Below are 13,180 nucleotides of genomic sequence, written 5' to 3'. Positions count from 1 at the left end.
TCGACAGGATCAGGGCTGCGCGAATAGGCTCGCCCCGATCCCCAAGACCGACGCCCGGAGGATCCTCCGGGCGTATTCAATTTCCGGAGTTGCCCAATGCCCCTGTCGCTCACAGGCCAACTGATCTGCACCACCGACGCCCAGGCCGAGATCGTGCGTGAATATCAGCCCGAACATATACGGCTTACGCGCGCGGAGCCCGGCTGCGAGCTCTTCGAGGTCACGCAAGGCGATGATCCGCTGATCTGGGAGCTCAACGAGCGCTTCACGACCCGAGCCGATTTCGAGGCGCATCAGGCACGCACCAAGGCCTCGGACTGGGGCCGCGCGACGCAAGGGATCACGCGCGATTTCCGGATTTTCGAGGGCTGATCAGCCCAGCAGCGAGCAGACCCGGCGCGTGGCCAAGGCATAGCCTTCGATCCCGAAACCCGCGAGCACGCCATCGGCGCGGATCGAGACATAGGAGTGATGGCGGAAGCTCTCGCGCTTGTGCACATTGGAGATGTGGCACTCGAAAACCGGCCCCTCGAAAGTGTTGAGCGCATCGAGGATCGCAACGGAGGTATGGGTATAGGCGCCCGGATTGATCACGATGGCGCAGGCCTTCTCGCGCGCCTCGTGGATCTGATCGACGATCGTACCTTCGTGGTTGGACTGGAACAGCGCGACCTCGAACCCCTTCTCGGCGGCCACTGCACGGCAGTTTCGTTCCACATCCTCGAGCGTGTCCGAGCCGTAGATCTCCGGCTGGCGTTTGCCGAGCAAGTTCAGGTTGGGGCCGTTCAGGATATAGATAAGGCGCGACATCGGATCCTCGGGGTAAGTGCCGCCCCAAATGGCCCCAAATGCCGCGCCGTTACAAGTCCAACTGCGCAGATAACCCGCCGTCGCGGCCCGCGCGCCTCACATGAAGGCGTCGGGTTCGGCCGCTTTCCTGCGCGCAACATAATCGGAGAGCGCCTCGGCGATGCCGGGGTCGAGCGCAGGCGGCTGGTAATCGCCCAGCATCTTCGCCACGCGCTTCTCGGCCAGCGCCATCGTGTCGGGTGCGCCCTGCTCTTCCCAGGTCTCGAAGGGCCGGTAATCGAGCAGGTTCGTGCGCCAGAACGCTTCCTTGAAATTGGCCTGGGTATGGGCGCAGCCAAGGTAATGACCGCCGGGGCCGACCTCGCGGATCGCGTCCATCCCCTGCCCGTTCTCCGAGACATCCACGCCCTGGGCAAGACGGTGCAGGATGCCAAGTTGATCGGCATCCATCACGTATTTCTCGTAGGACGAGACCAGACCGCCTTCGAGCCAGCCGCAGGCATGGAGCATGAAATTCACGCCCGCATAAAGACCGTTATTGAGCGTGTTCGCGCTCTCATAGGCGGCTTGCGCGTCGGGCAGTTTCGAGCCGGTAAAGCCCCCCGCCGAGCGATAGGGCAGGTTCAGACGCCGTGCGAGCTGGCCCGCGCCGAGCGTGATCAGCGAGGCTTCAGGCGTCCCGAAGGTCGGCGCGCCCGAGTTCATGTCGATCGAGGTCACGAAAGCGCCGAAGATCACCGGCGCACCGGGGCGGATCAGCTGGCTATAGGCCACGCCAGCCAGCACCTCGGCGAGCACCTGCGTCAGCGTTCCCGCGACCGAAACCGGCGCCATCGCACCGCCCACGATGAAGGGCGAAATGATGCAGGCCTGATTGGCCCGCGCATAGACTTCCAGCGCCCCCATCATCGTCGCATCGAAGGTGAGCGGCGAGTTGATGTTGATGAGCGAGGTCATCACCGTGTTCTGGTCGACGAAATCGGACCCGAAGAGGATCTTCGACATCTCGACACTGTCAGCGGCGCGGGAGGGCTCGGTGACCGAGCCCATATAGGGTTTGTCCGCGAGCGTCATATGCGCGTGGAGCATGTCGAGATGGCGCTTGTTCACCGCCACGTCGGTCGGTTCGCAAACCGTGCCGCCCGAATGGTGCAGCCATTTCGACATCTGCCCAAGCTTCACGAAATTCCGGAAATCGGTGATCGTCGCGTAACGGCGACCACCCTGATTGTCGCGCACGAAGGGCGGACCATAGACCGGGGCGAGCACGAGGTTGCGCCCGCCGATCTCGACATTGCGCTCGGGGTTGCGCGCATGTTGGGTGAATTGAGAGGGCGCGGTGGCGCAAAGCTTGCGCGCAAGGCCGCGCGGAATGCGCACACGCTCGCCATCGATATCGGCGCCGGCCTCGCGCCACAGATCGAGGGCGGCCGGGTTTTCGACGAAATTGACACCAATCTCCTCGAGCACGGTTTCCGCGTTATGCTCAATGATCTGGAGCGCTTCCTCGTTCAGGATCTCCATATCCGGAATATTGCGCGTGATGTAACGGGCGAATTCCATCCGTACCGCCGTGCGCTCGGCGCGACGCGCAGCCCCGCCGCCACCCCGGGCGCGACGCCCTACACGTTCTGCCTGTTCCGAATCGGCCATGATGCCCTCCGCCCGTTATTCCGACCCCAAACTAACGGGCCGAGGGAGGCACGATGTCTTGTTTGCGTCCGTCAGCGGTAAAGAAGCGACCGCCCGTCCGCAAAGAGATGTACCTTCGCCGGATCCGCCGTAAGCGCAAGTTGCGAATGGCGGCGGTCGTGATGAATGCCCGGCAGTTTCGCGATCACCGGGTCGGCCTCTCCGTCGGGTTCGAAGTAAAGCAGCGTGACCTCGCCCAGAGCCTCGACGATATCGACATGGCCCGTGTAGATCGCCTCGCCCTCGGCTGGCACGAAATCCTCGGGGCGCACGCCGATATTGACCTTGAGCCCCATATCCTCCGGGCGCGTGGGCACGGTGGATTTCGCAACGCCTCCGCCCGCGAGTTTCACCGTGGTCATCTCGCCCGTAGCGACCACTTCGCCCGGCAGCAGGTTCATTGACGGGCTGCCGATGAACTGCGCGACGAACTCGTTTTCAGGGCGTTCATAGAGATCAAGCGGCGTGCCGACCTGCGCGATGCCCTTATTGGCGAGCACCACGATCCGGGTCGCCAGCGTCATCGCCTCGACCTGATCGTGGGTGACGTAGATCATCGTGCGATCGGGCATCGCCTCCTTGAGCTGGGCGATCTCGATCCGCGTGGCCACACGCAGCGCCGCATCGAGGTTCGAGAGCGGTTCGTCGAAGAGATAGACCTTCGGATCGCGCACGATGGCGCGGCCGATCGCGACGCGCTGTCGCTGCCCGCCCGAGAGCGCCTTCGGGAGACGATCCAGATAGGGTTCGAGCTGGAGCATCTTCGCGGCCTTCCCCACGGCGGCGTCGATCTCCTCCTTGCTCTTCTTCGCGATCTTGAGCGCGAAGGCCATGTTGTCGCGCACGGTCATGTGCGGATAGAGCGCGTAGGACTGGAATACCATCGCGATGCCACGGTTCGCCGGGGGCACGTCGTTCATGCGAACCCCGTCGATCTCGAGCGTACCGCCCGAAATCTTCTCAAGCCCCGCGATCATCCGCAGAAGCGTCGACTTCCCGCAGCCCGAAGGGCCGACGAAGACGATCAGCTCACCCGCCTTGATGTCGAGATTGATGTCCTTGAGGACAGAGACCTCGCCGTAGCTCTTCGCGATGTTTTCCAGTTTCAGATCGGCCATTTTCCCCCCTCAGGCCCCGTGATCATCGAGGCGCAAAATACTTGGCTGCCACGGGCCCAGATGCAGCGTGTGATCGGGCATCGGCCGGATCGAGCCCAGCTCGCCCCCGATCGTCACCCAGTTCCCCGGCGGCACGGTGGCATTCACCGGCTGGTCGGAGAGATTGAAATAGCAAAGGATCGTCTCGTCCTCGTCCTTTCGGGTGAAGACCAGCAGATCGCCCGAGCAATACATGTCTTCCATCGCGCCCTTGCGCAGCACCTCGTGGTTGCGGCGGAACGCGATGGCGCGGCGGTAGTGATGCAGCAGAGAGGCCGGGTCATGCTCGGCCACGTCGGCCGCGATGTTGTGATGCACCGACGGAACCGGCAGCCAGGGGCGCGCCTGCGAGAAACCGCCATAGGCGGCATCGCGTTCCCAGACCATCGGCGTACGGCAGCCATCGCGGCCCTTGAACTCGGGCCAGAACTCGATGCCGTAAGGGTCTTGCAGATCCTCGAAGGCCAGTTCCGCCTCGGGCAGCCCCAATTCTTCGCCCTGATAGAGGCAGACCGAGCCGCGCAGGCACATCATCAGCGTCGTATACAGCCGCGCGGCTGCAGGCGTCAGGTGCCAGCGCGAGATATGGCGCTCGACATCGTGGTTTGAATAGGCCCAGCAGACCCAGCCATCCTTCGCCACTTCGTCGACCTTGTCGAACACCGCCTTGAAGAAGCGCGCATCGAGCGGCTCGTGGCCCGACAGAAGCTCGAAAGCATAGGACATCTGCATCTTGTCCGTGCCGGAGGTGTATTCGCCCAGGATCTCCAACCCGCGCTGACTGTCGCCCACCTCGCCCACGGCGGCCGCGTTGTAATTGTTCATCAGCGTGCGCAGCTTGCGTAGGAAGCGCAGGTTCTCGGGGTGGTTCTTGTCGTAAATATGGCGCTGGTGATTGTAGGGGTTCACCTTGGGCGCGGTCTGGTCGTTGCGCTCCTCGGGCGGCAACGGAGGATTGTCGCGCAACTCCTTGTCATGCATGTAGAAATTGATCGTGTCGAGGCGGAACCCGTCGACGCCGCGCTCCAGCCAGAACTGCGCGACATTCAGCAGTTCCTGCTGCACTTCGGGGTTATGGAAATTCAGGTCGGGCTGCTGCACGAGGAAGTTGTGCATGTAATATTGCTCGCGCCGGCCGTCCCAGTGCCAGCCAGGCCCCCCGAAGATCGACAGCCAGTTATTGGGCGGCGTGCCATCGGGTTTGGGATCGGCCCAGACATACCAGTCGGCCTTCGGATTGTCGCGGCTCGACCGGCTTTCCTGAAACCACGGGTGCTGATCGGAGGTATGGGACAGCACGAGGTCGATCATCACCTTCAGCCCCAGCGCATGGGCGGTCGCGATCACCTGGTCGAAATCCGCGAGATTGCCGAAGAGCGGATCGACATCGCAGTAATCGGCCACGTCATAGCCGAAATCCTTCATCGGCGAGGTGAAGAAGGGCGAGATCCAGACCGCATCCGCGCCAAGGCTCGCCACATGCGGCAGCCGCCGGACGATGCCGAGCAGATCGCCCACCCCGTCATTGTTGCTGTCCTGAAAACTGCGCGGATAGATCTGGTAGATCACCGCACCGCGCCACCAATCGTCTTTCTTCGTGAGGGTCTTCATCAACCACCTTTAACCGAACCCGCCAGCAGACCGCGGACGAGATATTTCTGCATTGCGAAGAAGACCCCGAGCGGAACCGCGATCGACACGAAGGCCGCTGCGGCCAGAATGCCCCAGTCGCCCCCGCGCGACCCCAACAGGTCGTCGGCGATCTTCACCGTCATCACCTTGGTCTGATCGTTGGCCGGCAGGAACACCTTGGCGACAAGAAGATCGTTCCAGACCCACAGGAATTGGAAGATTGCAAAAGAAGCGAGCGCCGGGAATGACAAAGGCAGCACGATTTTCATGAAAATCTGGAAATCCGTTGCCCCGTCGACCTTTGCACTCTCGATGATGTCGCGCGGCAGACCGACCATGTAGTTGCGCAACAGATAGATCGCGAGTGGCAGGCCAAAGCCGGTATGCGCCATCCAAATCCCGAGGAAACTCTGCCCGATCCCAACATCCTGATGCAGCCGAAGAAGCGGCACCAGCGCCAGTTGCAACGGCACGACCAACAGGCCCACGACTGCGGCAATCAACAGCCCACGGCCCGGAAATTCCATCCAGGCCAGTGCATAGGCCGCAAAGGCCGCGATCAGGATCGGGATGATCGTCGCCGGGATCGTCACCGTCAGCGTGTTCATGAAGGCCTGCCCCATGCCGTCGGAGAACAGCACCTGACGGTAATTGGCGAGCGTGAAGGCGGGCGGCATGTCGGCCACGAAATAGACGCGCGGGCCGTCCCCCTCGAAGCTCGCGCTGCCGGTCACCTTGTAGCTGCCATCGGCATTGACGGTCATCGTGCCATTGTCGGTCTGCGCGGTCTCGCCTGCCTTGTAGGCGCCCGGCTTGATGCCCGAGGTTCCGAAGGCCGTGATCGTCGTGCCCGATTTCAGGTCGGCCGCGTTCTGGCCGTTCGTGAGCAGGTTTCCGGTGAGCACATAGACCCCGCCCTCCTGCGTCTCGCCATCACCCGGAATGCGGTCGCGGAAGGCCTTTTCGACCGAGAAGGCCGCGTCCCACCAGCCCGACTGGCTGATCTGGTCGGTGGTGCGGAACGAGCTGACCAGCAGACCCACCGTCGGGATCAGCCACAGCACCACCATCACCACGACCGAGAGATGCACCGCCCAGGTCAGGCGCGATTTTTGTCCGGCGATCATGGCCATCAGCGCATCTCCTTGCGGGCTTGAACGATGTTCCAGATCATCACCGGCAGCACGATAATCATGATCACGAAGGCCACTGCCGTCGCGCGCCCGTCATCGCGGAACATGTATTGCATCATGTAGCTCGGCAGGATCTGGGTTCCGAAATTGCCCCCTGTCGTCGCGTAGACGATATCGAAGACCTTCAGCACGAGGATGGTGATCGTCGTCCAGACCACCACGATGGTCGGCATGATCTGCGGCACCTTGATCTTGAAGAACAGCTGGAAGGGGTTCGCGCCATCAAGCACCGCGGCCTCGACCGTCTCCTCAGGGATGCCACGCAACGCCGCCGAGAGGATCACCATCGCGAAACCGGTCTGGATCCAGATCAGGATCACCATCAGGAAGAAGTTGTTCCAGAACGGCACCTGCAGCGGATCGAGCGGTTGCAGCTGGAACGCCACGCGGATCGCGTTGATCATCCCGATCTCGGGATTCACCGCATAGACGAACTTCCAGATCAGCGACGCGCCCACGAAGGAAATCGCCATCGGCATGAAGATCAGCGATTTCGCGACGCTGCCCCATTTGATCCGATCGGTCAGCTGCGCGGCCATCAGTCCGAAGAAGGTCGCCAGCGCCGGCACGACCAGCACCCACAGAAAGTTGTTGAACACCGCTTGGCGGAAGGTGTCGTCACCCGCGAGCTTTTCGTAATTGCCGAGCCCGATGAACTCGGACCCATCGCGATTGAACAGCGAGCGCCAGAACGAGCCCACCACCGGATAGGCGAGATAGAGCCCCAGCGCCGCGATCGCCGGGAACAGGAACAGCCACGGCCGGACCATATTCGCACGGTTGATATTGCGGCCCGGATCGGCACCGCGCGGCGGGAAGATGACTTTGTCGAGAACCAGGTTCGAGGCGTAGAAATAAGCGATGCACCCGCCCACGCCGAGCGCGATCGTGATGATCCCTTGCAAGATCGGTGACATCTGGCCCCTCCCCGAACCGTTTACGCGAAACCGCGCCCCCGGAATGTGCTCCCGGGGGCGCGAGTGTCGTTACTTCTCGATGCTGTCCCAGCGCTTCTGGACCGCATCCGCCGCTTCCTGCGCGGTCTCGTCGCCGGTCGTGTAGGCCACCATCGCCTTCCAGAACGCATCCGTGCCGATCTCGCCCGGCATCTGGTCGGAGCCGTCGAAGCGGAACGTTGTCGCATCCAGCAGGATCTTGTTCATGTTGCGCTGAACGTCATTGGCGAAGGCTGCCGGGTTGACGTTCTTGTTGGGCGTCAGGAAGCCCGATTGCGCCATCCAGATCTCGGAGGCGATCGGCGTTTCTAGGAACTTGATGAAGGCCTCGGCGGCCTTGCTGTCCTTGGTGATCCCGAACATCGTCCCCGCGCCCAGAACCGGCTTGCCCAGATCCTTGCCCGCATAGGCCGGGAAGTAGAAGAAGTTCACGTCCGAGCCCACCTTGGTCCCGTCGGGGAAGAAGGTCGGGATGAAGCTCGCCTGCTTGTGCATGTAGCATTTCGGCGGGAAGTCGAAGAGACCTTTCGGGCTGTCGCGGAAATCGGTCGTGGCGACGGCCTGCGGGCCACCTTCGGCGAAACCGGGGGTCTTGGCGAACCAGCCGTAATCCTTGATCGCATCGACGACTTTGGGATCGTTGAACTTGAGCTTGTTCGAGACCCAGTCGTCATAGGTCTCCGGCGATTGGGTGCGCAGCATGATGTCTTCGACCCAGTCGGTCGCGGGCCAGCCGGTCGCGGCGCCCGAACCAAGCCCGATGCACCACGGCGTGCCGCCATCGGCCTTGATCTGCTCGGTCAGAGCTTTCAACTCCTCCATGGTCTCGGGCACCTTGTAGCCCGCTTCTTTGAAGTTCTCGGGCACATACCAGACGAGCGACTTGAGGTCCGCCTTGAAGGGGAAGGTGAAGGTCTGCTTCGCGCCGTCCTTGCCGGTATAGGTCGAGAGATCCTCCCAGCTCTGACCGGCGGCATAATTGTCCTTGATCCAGGCGCCCGTGCCCTCGGGCATCGCGGTCAGATAGCCCTGCTTGGCCAGATCCGAGGCGAGACCCGGCTGCGGAAAGACCGCGATATTGGGTGGCGTGCCGCCTTTCGCCGCGATCACGATATCCTGCTCGAAGCTTTCCGACCCCGAATAGTCGACTTTCGCGCCGGTCGCGGCTTCGAAATAGGCCAGGACGCTCTCGAAGAGTTTCTTGTCATTGCCCGTCCACGGCCCGGTGATGGTGAGCGTCTGGCCGCTCAGATCGGTGTCCTTGGCGAATTGATCATAGCTCGACCAGTCGAAGCGGTCGGGCTCGCTCCCCGGCTTGAACTTGAGCTCCTGCGCCGAGGCAAGCCCCGTCGACAGCGCCAGCGCCGCGATGCCAAGCATCAGATGTTTGGTCATGAAATCCTCCCGGTAAATGGCGCTTCGGACCGACACGACTCACCATGTCCAAAGCGCTTTGGACTTGACCGACCGTCTCAGAGCGTCACGCAGATGTCAATTGCCGCACCTCACGAGCAAATCAATTTCCCTTTATTTATCTGAGCATTCCTCAGACCTCCGCGCCGCACCGCGGCATCGCACTTGCCGCAGCCGCAGCATTGACGCGCCAAACGCGCGCGACTAACCTCCGGACGTATCCAAAGCGGTTTGGGGCGATGAATCTCAAGACACTGGCACAGGAACTCGGGCTGTCGCCCACGACGGTGAGTCGCGCGCTCAACGGCTATCCGGAGGTCTCGGAGGCCACCCGCATCCGCGTGATGAAGGCTGCCGAGGCGGCGAATTATCGTCCCAACACGCAGGCAAAACGGCTTGCCACCGGCCGCGCGATGGCGATCGGCCATATCATCCCGATCTCTACCCGCCACGAGATCGTGAACCCGGTCTTTGCCGATTTCATCGCCGGTGCCGGCGAGGTCTATGCGCGACGCGGCTACGACATGGTGATCACCATCGTGCCCGACGATCAGGAAGCCCGCGCCTATGCCGAGCTGCGCTCGAAAGGCAATGTCGACGGGGTGCTGGTACATGCCCCCAAGGTCGAGGATCACCGTATCGCGATGCTCGACCATCTCGGCCTGCCCTTCGTGCTGCATGGGCGCGTCAGCGGGATCGAAAGCTCCTATAGCTGGGTCGATGTGAACAATGTCCGCGCTTTCACGCGCGCCACCAATTTCCTGCTCGATCTCGGCCATCGCCGGATCGCGCTGATCAACGGGATCGGCAATATGGATTTCGCCCGCAGACGGCGGCGCGGCTATGAACAGGCACTGACGGCGCGCGGGATCGCACCCGATCCGGCGCTGATCACCGAGGGCGAGATGACCGAGGCGCAGGGCCACGATGCCGCCCGCGAGATGCTGCAACTGTCGAACCCGCCTACGGCCTTCCTCACAGCGTCGCTGCTTTCCGCGATGGGCGCACGGCGCGGGATCGAGGAGGCGGGCCTCAAGATGGGGCGCGACATCTCGATCGTGACCCATGACGACGAGCTGGGCTACCTCAAGAATGGCACGGCCGAAGAACCGATCTTCACCGCGACACGGTCCTCGGTGCGCGAAGCGGGACGGCGGTGCGCGGCGCTGCTGATCGATCAGATCGAGAGCGGCGATCGCACGCCCCGACACGAGCTGATGGAGGCGGTTCTGGTGCTCGGCCAATCCACGGGCCCTGCCCCCACAGCTTGAAAACAGGATGAAGATGCTCCCTAAACGCACTGATTTTCCGAGTGATTTTCAATTCGGCGTCGCAACCTCCGCCTATCAGATCGAGGGTCATTCCTATGGCGGCGCAGGCCCGTCGCACTGGGACACTTTCGCCGCGACACCCGGCAATGTCGTGCGCGCCGAAAACGGTGCAATCGCCTGCGATCACTACCATCGCTGGGAAGAGGATCTCGACCTGATCGCGGCGGCTGGGTTCGATTGCTATCGCTTCTCGACCTCATGGGCGCGGGTCATGCCCGAGGGGCGCGGCGCGGTGAATGCGGAGGGTCTGGATTTCTATGACCGGCTCGTCGACGGGATGCTCGAGCGCGGACTGAAACCCGCCCTCACCCTCTATCACTGGGAACTGCCCGCAGCGCTTGCCGACAAGGGCGGCTGGCGCAATCGCGATATCGCCTTCTGGTTTGCCGATTTCGCGAAGGTCATCGCGGATCGTCTGGGAGACCGGATCTGGTCCGCAGCCCCGATCAACGAGCCCTGGTGCGTGAGCTGGCTAAGTCATTTCGAGGGCCATCACGCACCCGGGTTGCGCGACATCCGTGCGACCGCCCATGCAATGCATCACGTCCTGCTCGCACATGGTTACGCGATCCGCGTGATGCGCAATCACGGCATGAAGAACCTCGGCGCAGTGTGCAATTTCGAAGCCTCACTTCCCGCCGATGACAGCCCCGAAGCGCAGGCGGCGGCCGCCCGCCACGACGCCTATTACAACCGCTTCTTCGTCGAAGGGATGTTCAAGCGCCGCTATCCCGAGGAGGTCATGACGGCTTTCGCGCCGCACATGCCCGCCAATTGGGAAGATGATTTCGCGGTGATCGGTGAGCGGCTCGACTGGTTCGGGCTCAATTACTACACCTGCAAGCGGGTCGCGTCCGCAGACGGCCCCTGGCCCGCGCTGCGCGGTGCCGATGGCCCCCGGCCCAAGACCGCGATGGGCTGGGAGATCTATCCCGAAGGCCTCCATCATTTCCTCACCCGCCTCGCACGCGACTATACAGGGGAGCTGCCGCTTTATGTGACCGAGAACGGCATGGCCTCGTTTGATGCGATCGAAGGCGGCCATGTCGAAGACCATCAGCGCATCGCCTATTACCGCGACCACCTCGCTGCGATGCAACGCGCCATGGCCGAGGGCGTACCCGTGAAGGGCTATTTCTGTTGGTCGCTGATGGACAATTACGAATGGGCGCTGGGTTACGAGAAACGTTTCGGCCTCGTGCATGTCGATTTCGAAACCTTGCAGCGCACCCCGAAAGCGTCCTATCTGGCATGGCAGGACGCATTGGGGAGCCGTTGATGAGCGAACAGATCACGCTGCTGGCCGATATCGGCGGCACCAATACCCGCGTCGCCATGGCCCGCAATGGCGCGCTGTGCCCGGAAACGATCCGCCGCTTTGCCAATAAGGGGCGTCCCTCGCTCGAAGCGATCCTGGCCGATTACCTTCAAGAGGAAGAGTGCGACCAACCGATCGCGGGCGCCTGTGTCGCCGCCGCCGGGCCCGTGCGCGACAACCGCGCCGAGATGACGAACCTGTCCTGGGTGATCGAGGCGGAAAATATCGCGGCACTCACCAAGGCCGATCAGGTCTTCGTACTCAATGACCTTCAGGCGCAGGGCCATGCTCTGGGCCATCTCGCTCCCGAAGCGATCCGTCCGATCCTGCCGGGTGAGCCGGCGCGCGAGGGCTCGGCCCGGCTCGTCGTCGGCATCGGCACCGGGTTCAACGCTGCCCCCGTGCATGAGGGCCCGGGCGGCCGCGTCGTGCCGCCCTCGGAGGCGGGACACATTACCATGCCCTGCACCACCGAGGCCGATTTCGCCCTCAAGACCTATCTTGAGGCAAAACACGCCTTCGCCAGCGTCGAACATGTCGTGGCAGGGCGCGGGCTCGAGCGGATCTACGCCTATCTCAAGGACGAGGAACACGCGACCACGCCCGGCGAAGAGATCCTGACGCTGATCGAAGCCGGGGATGAAACCGCCGTAGCGGCGGGTCGCTTCTTCGTACAGATGTTGGGCAAGGTGGTTGGAGATCTGGCGCTGACCCACCTGCCCTTCGGCGGGATCTACCTGATCGGGGGCGCGGCGCGCGGGGTCGTGCCCTGGCTCGAGCCTTTCGGGTTCGCCGAGGCGATGCAGGCCAAGGGCCGCTTTTCCGAGTTCCTGCGCGCGTTTCCGATCTCGGTGATCGAGGATGATTACGCCGCCCTTCACGGCTGCGCAGCCTTCCTGAAGGCGCGGTTGTCGCAATAAACGTTCCGGCGTCAAACCTATTTTAACGGCTGGGCGCTAAGCCTCTTTCTCGACAGTTGTTGAAAAGAGGTTTCCGATGCGCCCGTATCCCCTCCCATACCCGGTGGCCCGCGCATGACGGTGCTCGCCCTGCCCGACCGCATCGATCTTGTCGCGGTGTCTGCGTTGCATGCCGCGCTCGGCCCCGTGACGGAAGGGCCGACCGTGATCGACGCCTCCAACGTCAGACATCTCGGGGCGCTTGGGGTGCAATTGCTAGTCTCGGCGGCACTTAGCGCGCGCGCCAGCGGTCACAGCCTGACAATCACGCCCCGCTCCGCGGCGTTTGACGAGGCGTTGGACCGTTTCGGCATGACCCTCGACGATCTGCAAAACACGGAGGCGGCATGAGCCTGAAAATCCTCGCGGTGGATGACAGCCGCACGATCCGAGACATGCTGAAACTCACACTCAACGATGCGGGGATGGAACTTTACCTCGCCGAAGACGGGGTGCACGGGCTCGAAGTGCTCGACGGGATCGAGCCCGATGCGATCATCTCCGACATCAACATGCCCCGCCTCGACGGGTTCGGCTTCATAGAGGCCGTGCGGGGCCAGGATCGCCATCGCGCGACGCCGATCCTTGTGCTGACCACCGAATCCGCGCCCGAACTGAAAGCCCGCGCCCGCGCCGCAGGGGCTACAGGATGGATCGTCAAACCCTTCGACCCGGTCAAGCTGGTCAAGGCGCTCAACATGGTCGCCGGCTGAGGAGAG

At 62.8% G+C, this 13,180-nt stretch carries 13 protein-coding genes; 6 read left to right on the top strand and 7 right to left on the bottom strand.

The window, feature by feature from the left end; translation table 11 throughout:
- The first annotated feature begins 96 nt into the window (after positions 1 to 96).
- Positions 97 to 372 carry a putative quinol monooxygenase gene (locus tag TP2_RS12620; RefSeq protein ID WP_038078057.1) on the top strand — a complete coding sequence of 92 codons (276 nt, stop codon included), beginning with the start codon at positions 97 to 99 and terminating at the stop codon, positions 370 to 372.
- Here the strand turns inward: TP2_RS12620 and aroQ are convergent, their stop codons facing one another.
- From aroQ to TP2_RS12585, 7 genes are all read right to left on the bottom strand, one after another.
- Positions 373 to 810: a type II 3-dehydroquinate dehydratase gene (gene aroQ, locus TP2_RS12615; protein ID WP_038078055.1), complete on the bottom strand. Its 438-nt coding sequence runs from the start codon at positions 808 to 810 to the stop codon at positions 373 to 375.
- Between the two features lie 96 nt (positions 811 to 906).
- A complete protein-coding gene (locus tag TP2_RS12610) occupies positions 907 to 2,463 on the bottom strand; it encodes a trimethylamine methyltransferase family protein (protein ID WP_038078054.1) in 1,557 nt (518 codons plus the stop codon).
- 71 nt (positions 2,464 to 2,534) lie between these two features.
- Positions 2,535 to 3,620, bottom strand: a complete 1,086-nt coding sequence (locus tag TP2_RS12605) for an ABC transporter ATP-binding protein (RefSeq protein ID WP_038078052.1) — start codon at positions 3,618 to 3,620, stop codon at positions 2,535 to 2,537.
- Positions 3,621 to 3,629: 9 nt separating this feature from the next.
- Positions 3,630 to 5,270: an alpha-glucosidase family protein gene (locus TP2_RS12600; protein WP_038078049.1), complete on the bottom strand. Its 1,641-nt coding sequence runs from the start codon at positions 5,268 to 5,270 to the stop codon at positions 3,630 to 3,632.
- Positions 5,270 to 6,424, bottom strand: a complete 1,155-nt coding sequence (locus tag TP2_RS12595; RefSeq protein ID WP_038078048.1) for a carbohydrate ABC transporter permease — start codon at positions 6,422 to 6,424, stop codon at positions 5,270 to 5,272. Before TP2_RS12595 ends, TP2_RS12600 begins: the two co-directional genes overlap by 1 nt.
- Positions 6,424 to 7,401, bottom strand: a complete 978-nt coding sequence (locus TP2_RS12590; protein WP_038078047.1) for a carbohydrate ABC transporter permease — start codon at positions 7,399 to 7,401, stop codon at positions 6,424 to 6,426. The genes TP2_RS12595 and TP2_RS12590 overlap by 1 nt, the downstream gene beginning before the upstream one ends.
- A 69-nt stretch (positions 7,402 to 7,470) precedes the next feature.
- Positions 7,471 to 8,835, bottom strand: coding sequence for an ABC transporter substrate-binding protein (locus TP2_RS12585; RefSeq protein WP_038078043.1), 1,365 nt, complete (start codon positions 8,833 to 8,835; stop codon positions 7,471 to 7,473).
- A 257-nt stretch (positions 8,836 to 9,092) separates the two neighbouring features.
- Here TP2_RS12585 and TP2_RS12580 point away from each other — a divergent pair, with 257 nt between their 5' ends.
- From TP2_RS12580 to TP2_RS12560, 5 genes are all read left to right on the top strand, one after another.
- Entirely contained in the window at positions 9,093 to 10,124 is a 1,032-nt protein-coding gene (locus TP2_RS12580) for a LacI family DNA-binding transcriptional regulator (protein ID WP_038078042.1), read from the top strand.
- 13 nt (positions 10,125 to 10,137) lie between these two features.
- The gene (locus TP2_RS12575) at positions 10,138 to 11,463 is read left to right on the top strand and encodes a GH1 family beta-glucosidase (RefSeq protein ID WP_038078036.1); all 1,326 of its coding nucleotides are present in this window, start codon (positions 10,138 to 10,140) and stop codon (positions 11,461 to 11,463) included.
- Entirely contained in the window at positions 11,463 to 12,422 is a 960-nt protein-coding gene (locus TP2_RS12570) for a glucokinase (RefSeq protein ID WP_038078035.1), read from the top strand. Before TP2_RS12575 ends, TP2_RS12570 begins: the two co-directional genes overlap by 1 nt.
- A gap of 114 nt (positions 12,423 to 12,536) precedes the next feature.
- Positions 12,537 to 12,812, top strand: a complete 276-nt coding sequence (locus TP2_RS12565) for an STAS domain-containing protein (RefSeq protein ID WP_038078034.1) — start codon at positions 12,537 to 12,539, stop codon at positions 12,810 to 12,812.
- On the top strand, positions 12,809 to 13,174 hold the full coding sequence (locus TP2_RS12560) for a response regulator (protein WP_038078029.1): 366 nt from the start codon (positions 12,809 to 12,811) through the stop codon (positions 13,172 to 13,174). The genes TP2_RS12565 and TP2_RS12560 overlap by 4 nt, the downstream gene beginning before the upstream one ends.
- The last annotated feature ends 6 nt before the right edge of the window (positions 13,175 to 13,180 follow it).

The organism is Thioclava pacifica DSM 10166 (assembly GCF_000714535.1).
Classification (GTDB): domain Bacteria; phylum Pseudomonadota; class Alphaproteobacteria; order Rhodobacterales; family Rhodobacteraceae; genus Thioclava; species Thioclava pacifica.
The sequence above is the reverse complement of the archived record's forward strand: the minus strand, read 5'-3'. Positions and strand labels throughout refer to the sequence as shown.

What these genes read in the sequence shown, in the direction of transcription:
- TP2_RS12565 (WP_038078034.1), top strand. Translation starts at nt 12,537, where the DNA reads ATGACGGTGCTCGCCCTGCCCGACCGCATCGATCTTGTCGCGGTGTCT.
- TP2_RS12580 (WP_038078042.1), top strand. Translation starts at nt 9,093, where the DNA reads ATGAATCTCAAGACACTGGCACAGGAACTCGGGCTGTCGCCCACGACG.
- TP2_RS12605 (WP_038078052.1), bottom strand. Translation starts at nt 3,620, where the DNA reads ATGGCCGATCTGAAACTGGAAAACATCGCGAAGAGCTACGGCGAGGTC.
- TP2_RS12570 (WP_038078035.1), top strand. Translation starts at nt 11,463, where the DNA reads ATGAGCGAACAGATCACGCTGCTGGCCGATATCGGCGGCACCAATACC.
- aroQ (WP_038078055.1), bottom strand. Translation starts at nt 810, where the DNA reads ATGTCGCGCCTTATCTATATCCTGAACGGCCCCAACCTGAACTTGCTC.
- TP2_RS12590 (WP_038078047.1), bottom strand. Translation starts at nt 7,401, where the DNA reads ATGTCACCGATCTTGCAAGGGATCATCACGATCGCGCTCGGCGTGGGC.
- TP2_RS12560 (WP_038078029.1), top strand. Translation starts at nt 12,809, where the DNA reads ATGAGCCTGAAAATCCTCGCGGTGGATGACAGCCGCACGATCCGAGAC.
- TP2_RS12610 (WP_038078054.1), bottom strand. Translation starts at nt 2,463, where the DNA reads ATGGCCGATTCGGAACAGGCAGAACGTGTAGGGCGTCGCGCCCGGGGT.
- TP2_RS12600 (WP_038078049.1), bottom strand. Translation starts at nt 5,270, where the DNA reads ATGAAGACCCTCACGAAGAAAGACGATTGGTGGCGCGGTGCGGTGATC.
- TP2_RS12575 (WP_038078036.1), top strand. Translation starts at nt 10,138, where the DNA reads ATGCTCCCTAAACGCACTGATTTTCCGAGTGATTTTCAATTCGGCGTC.
- TP2_RS12585 (WP_038078043.1), bottom strand. Translation starts at nt 8,835, where the DNA reads ATGACCAAACATCTGATGCTTGGCATCGCGGCGCTGGCGCTGTCGACG.
- TP2_RS12620 (WP_038078057.1), top strand. Translation starts at nt 97, where the DNA reads ATGCCCCTGTCGCTCACAGGCCAACTGATCTGCACCACCGACGCCCAG.
- TP2_RS12595 (WP_038078048.1), bottom strand. Translation starts at nt 6,424, where the DNA reads ATGGCCATGATCGCCGGACAAAAATCGCGCCTGACCTGGGCGGTGCAT.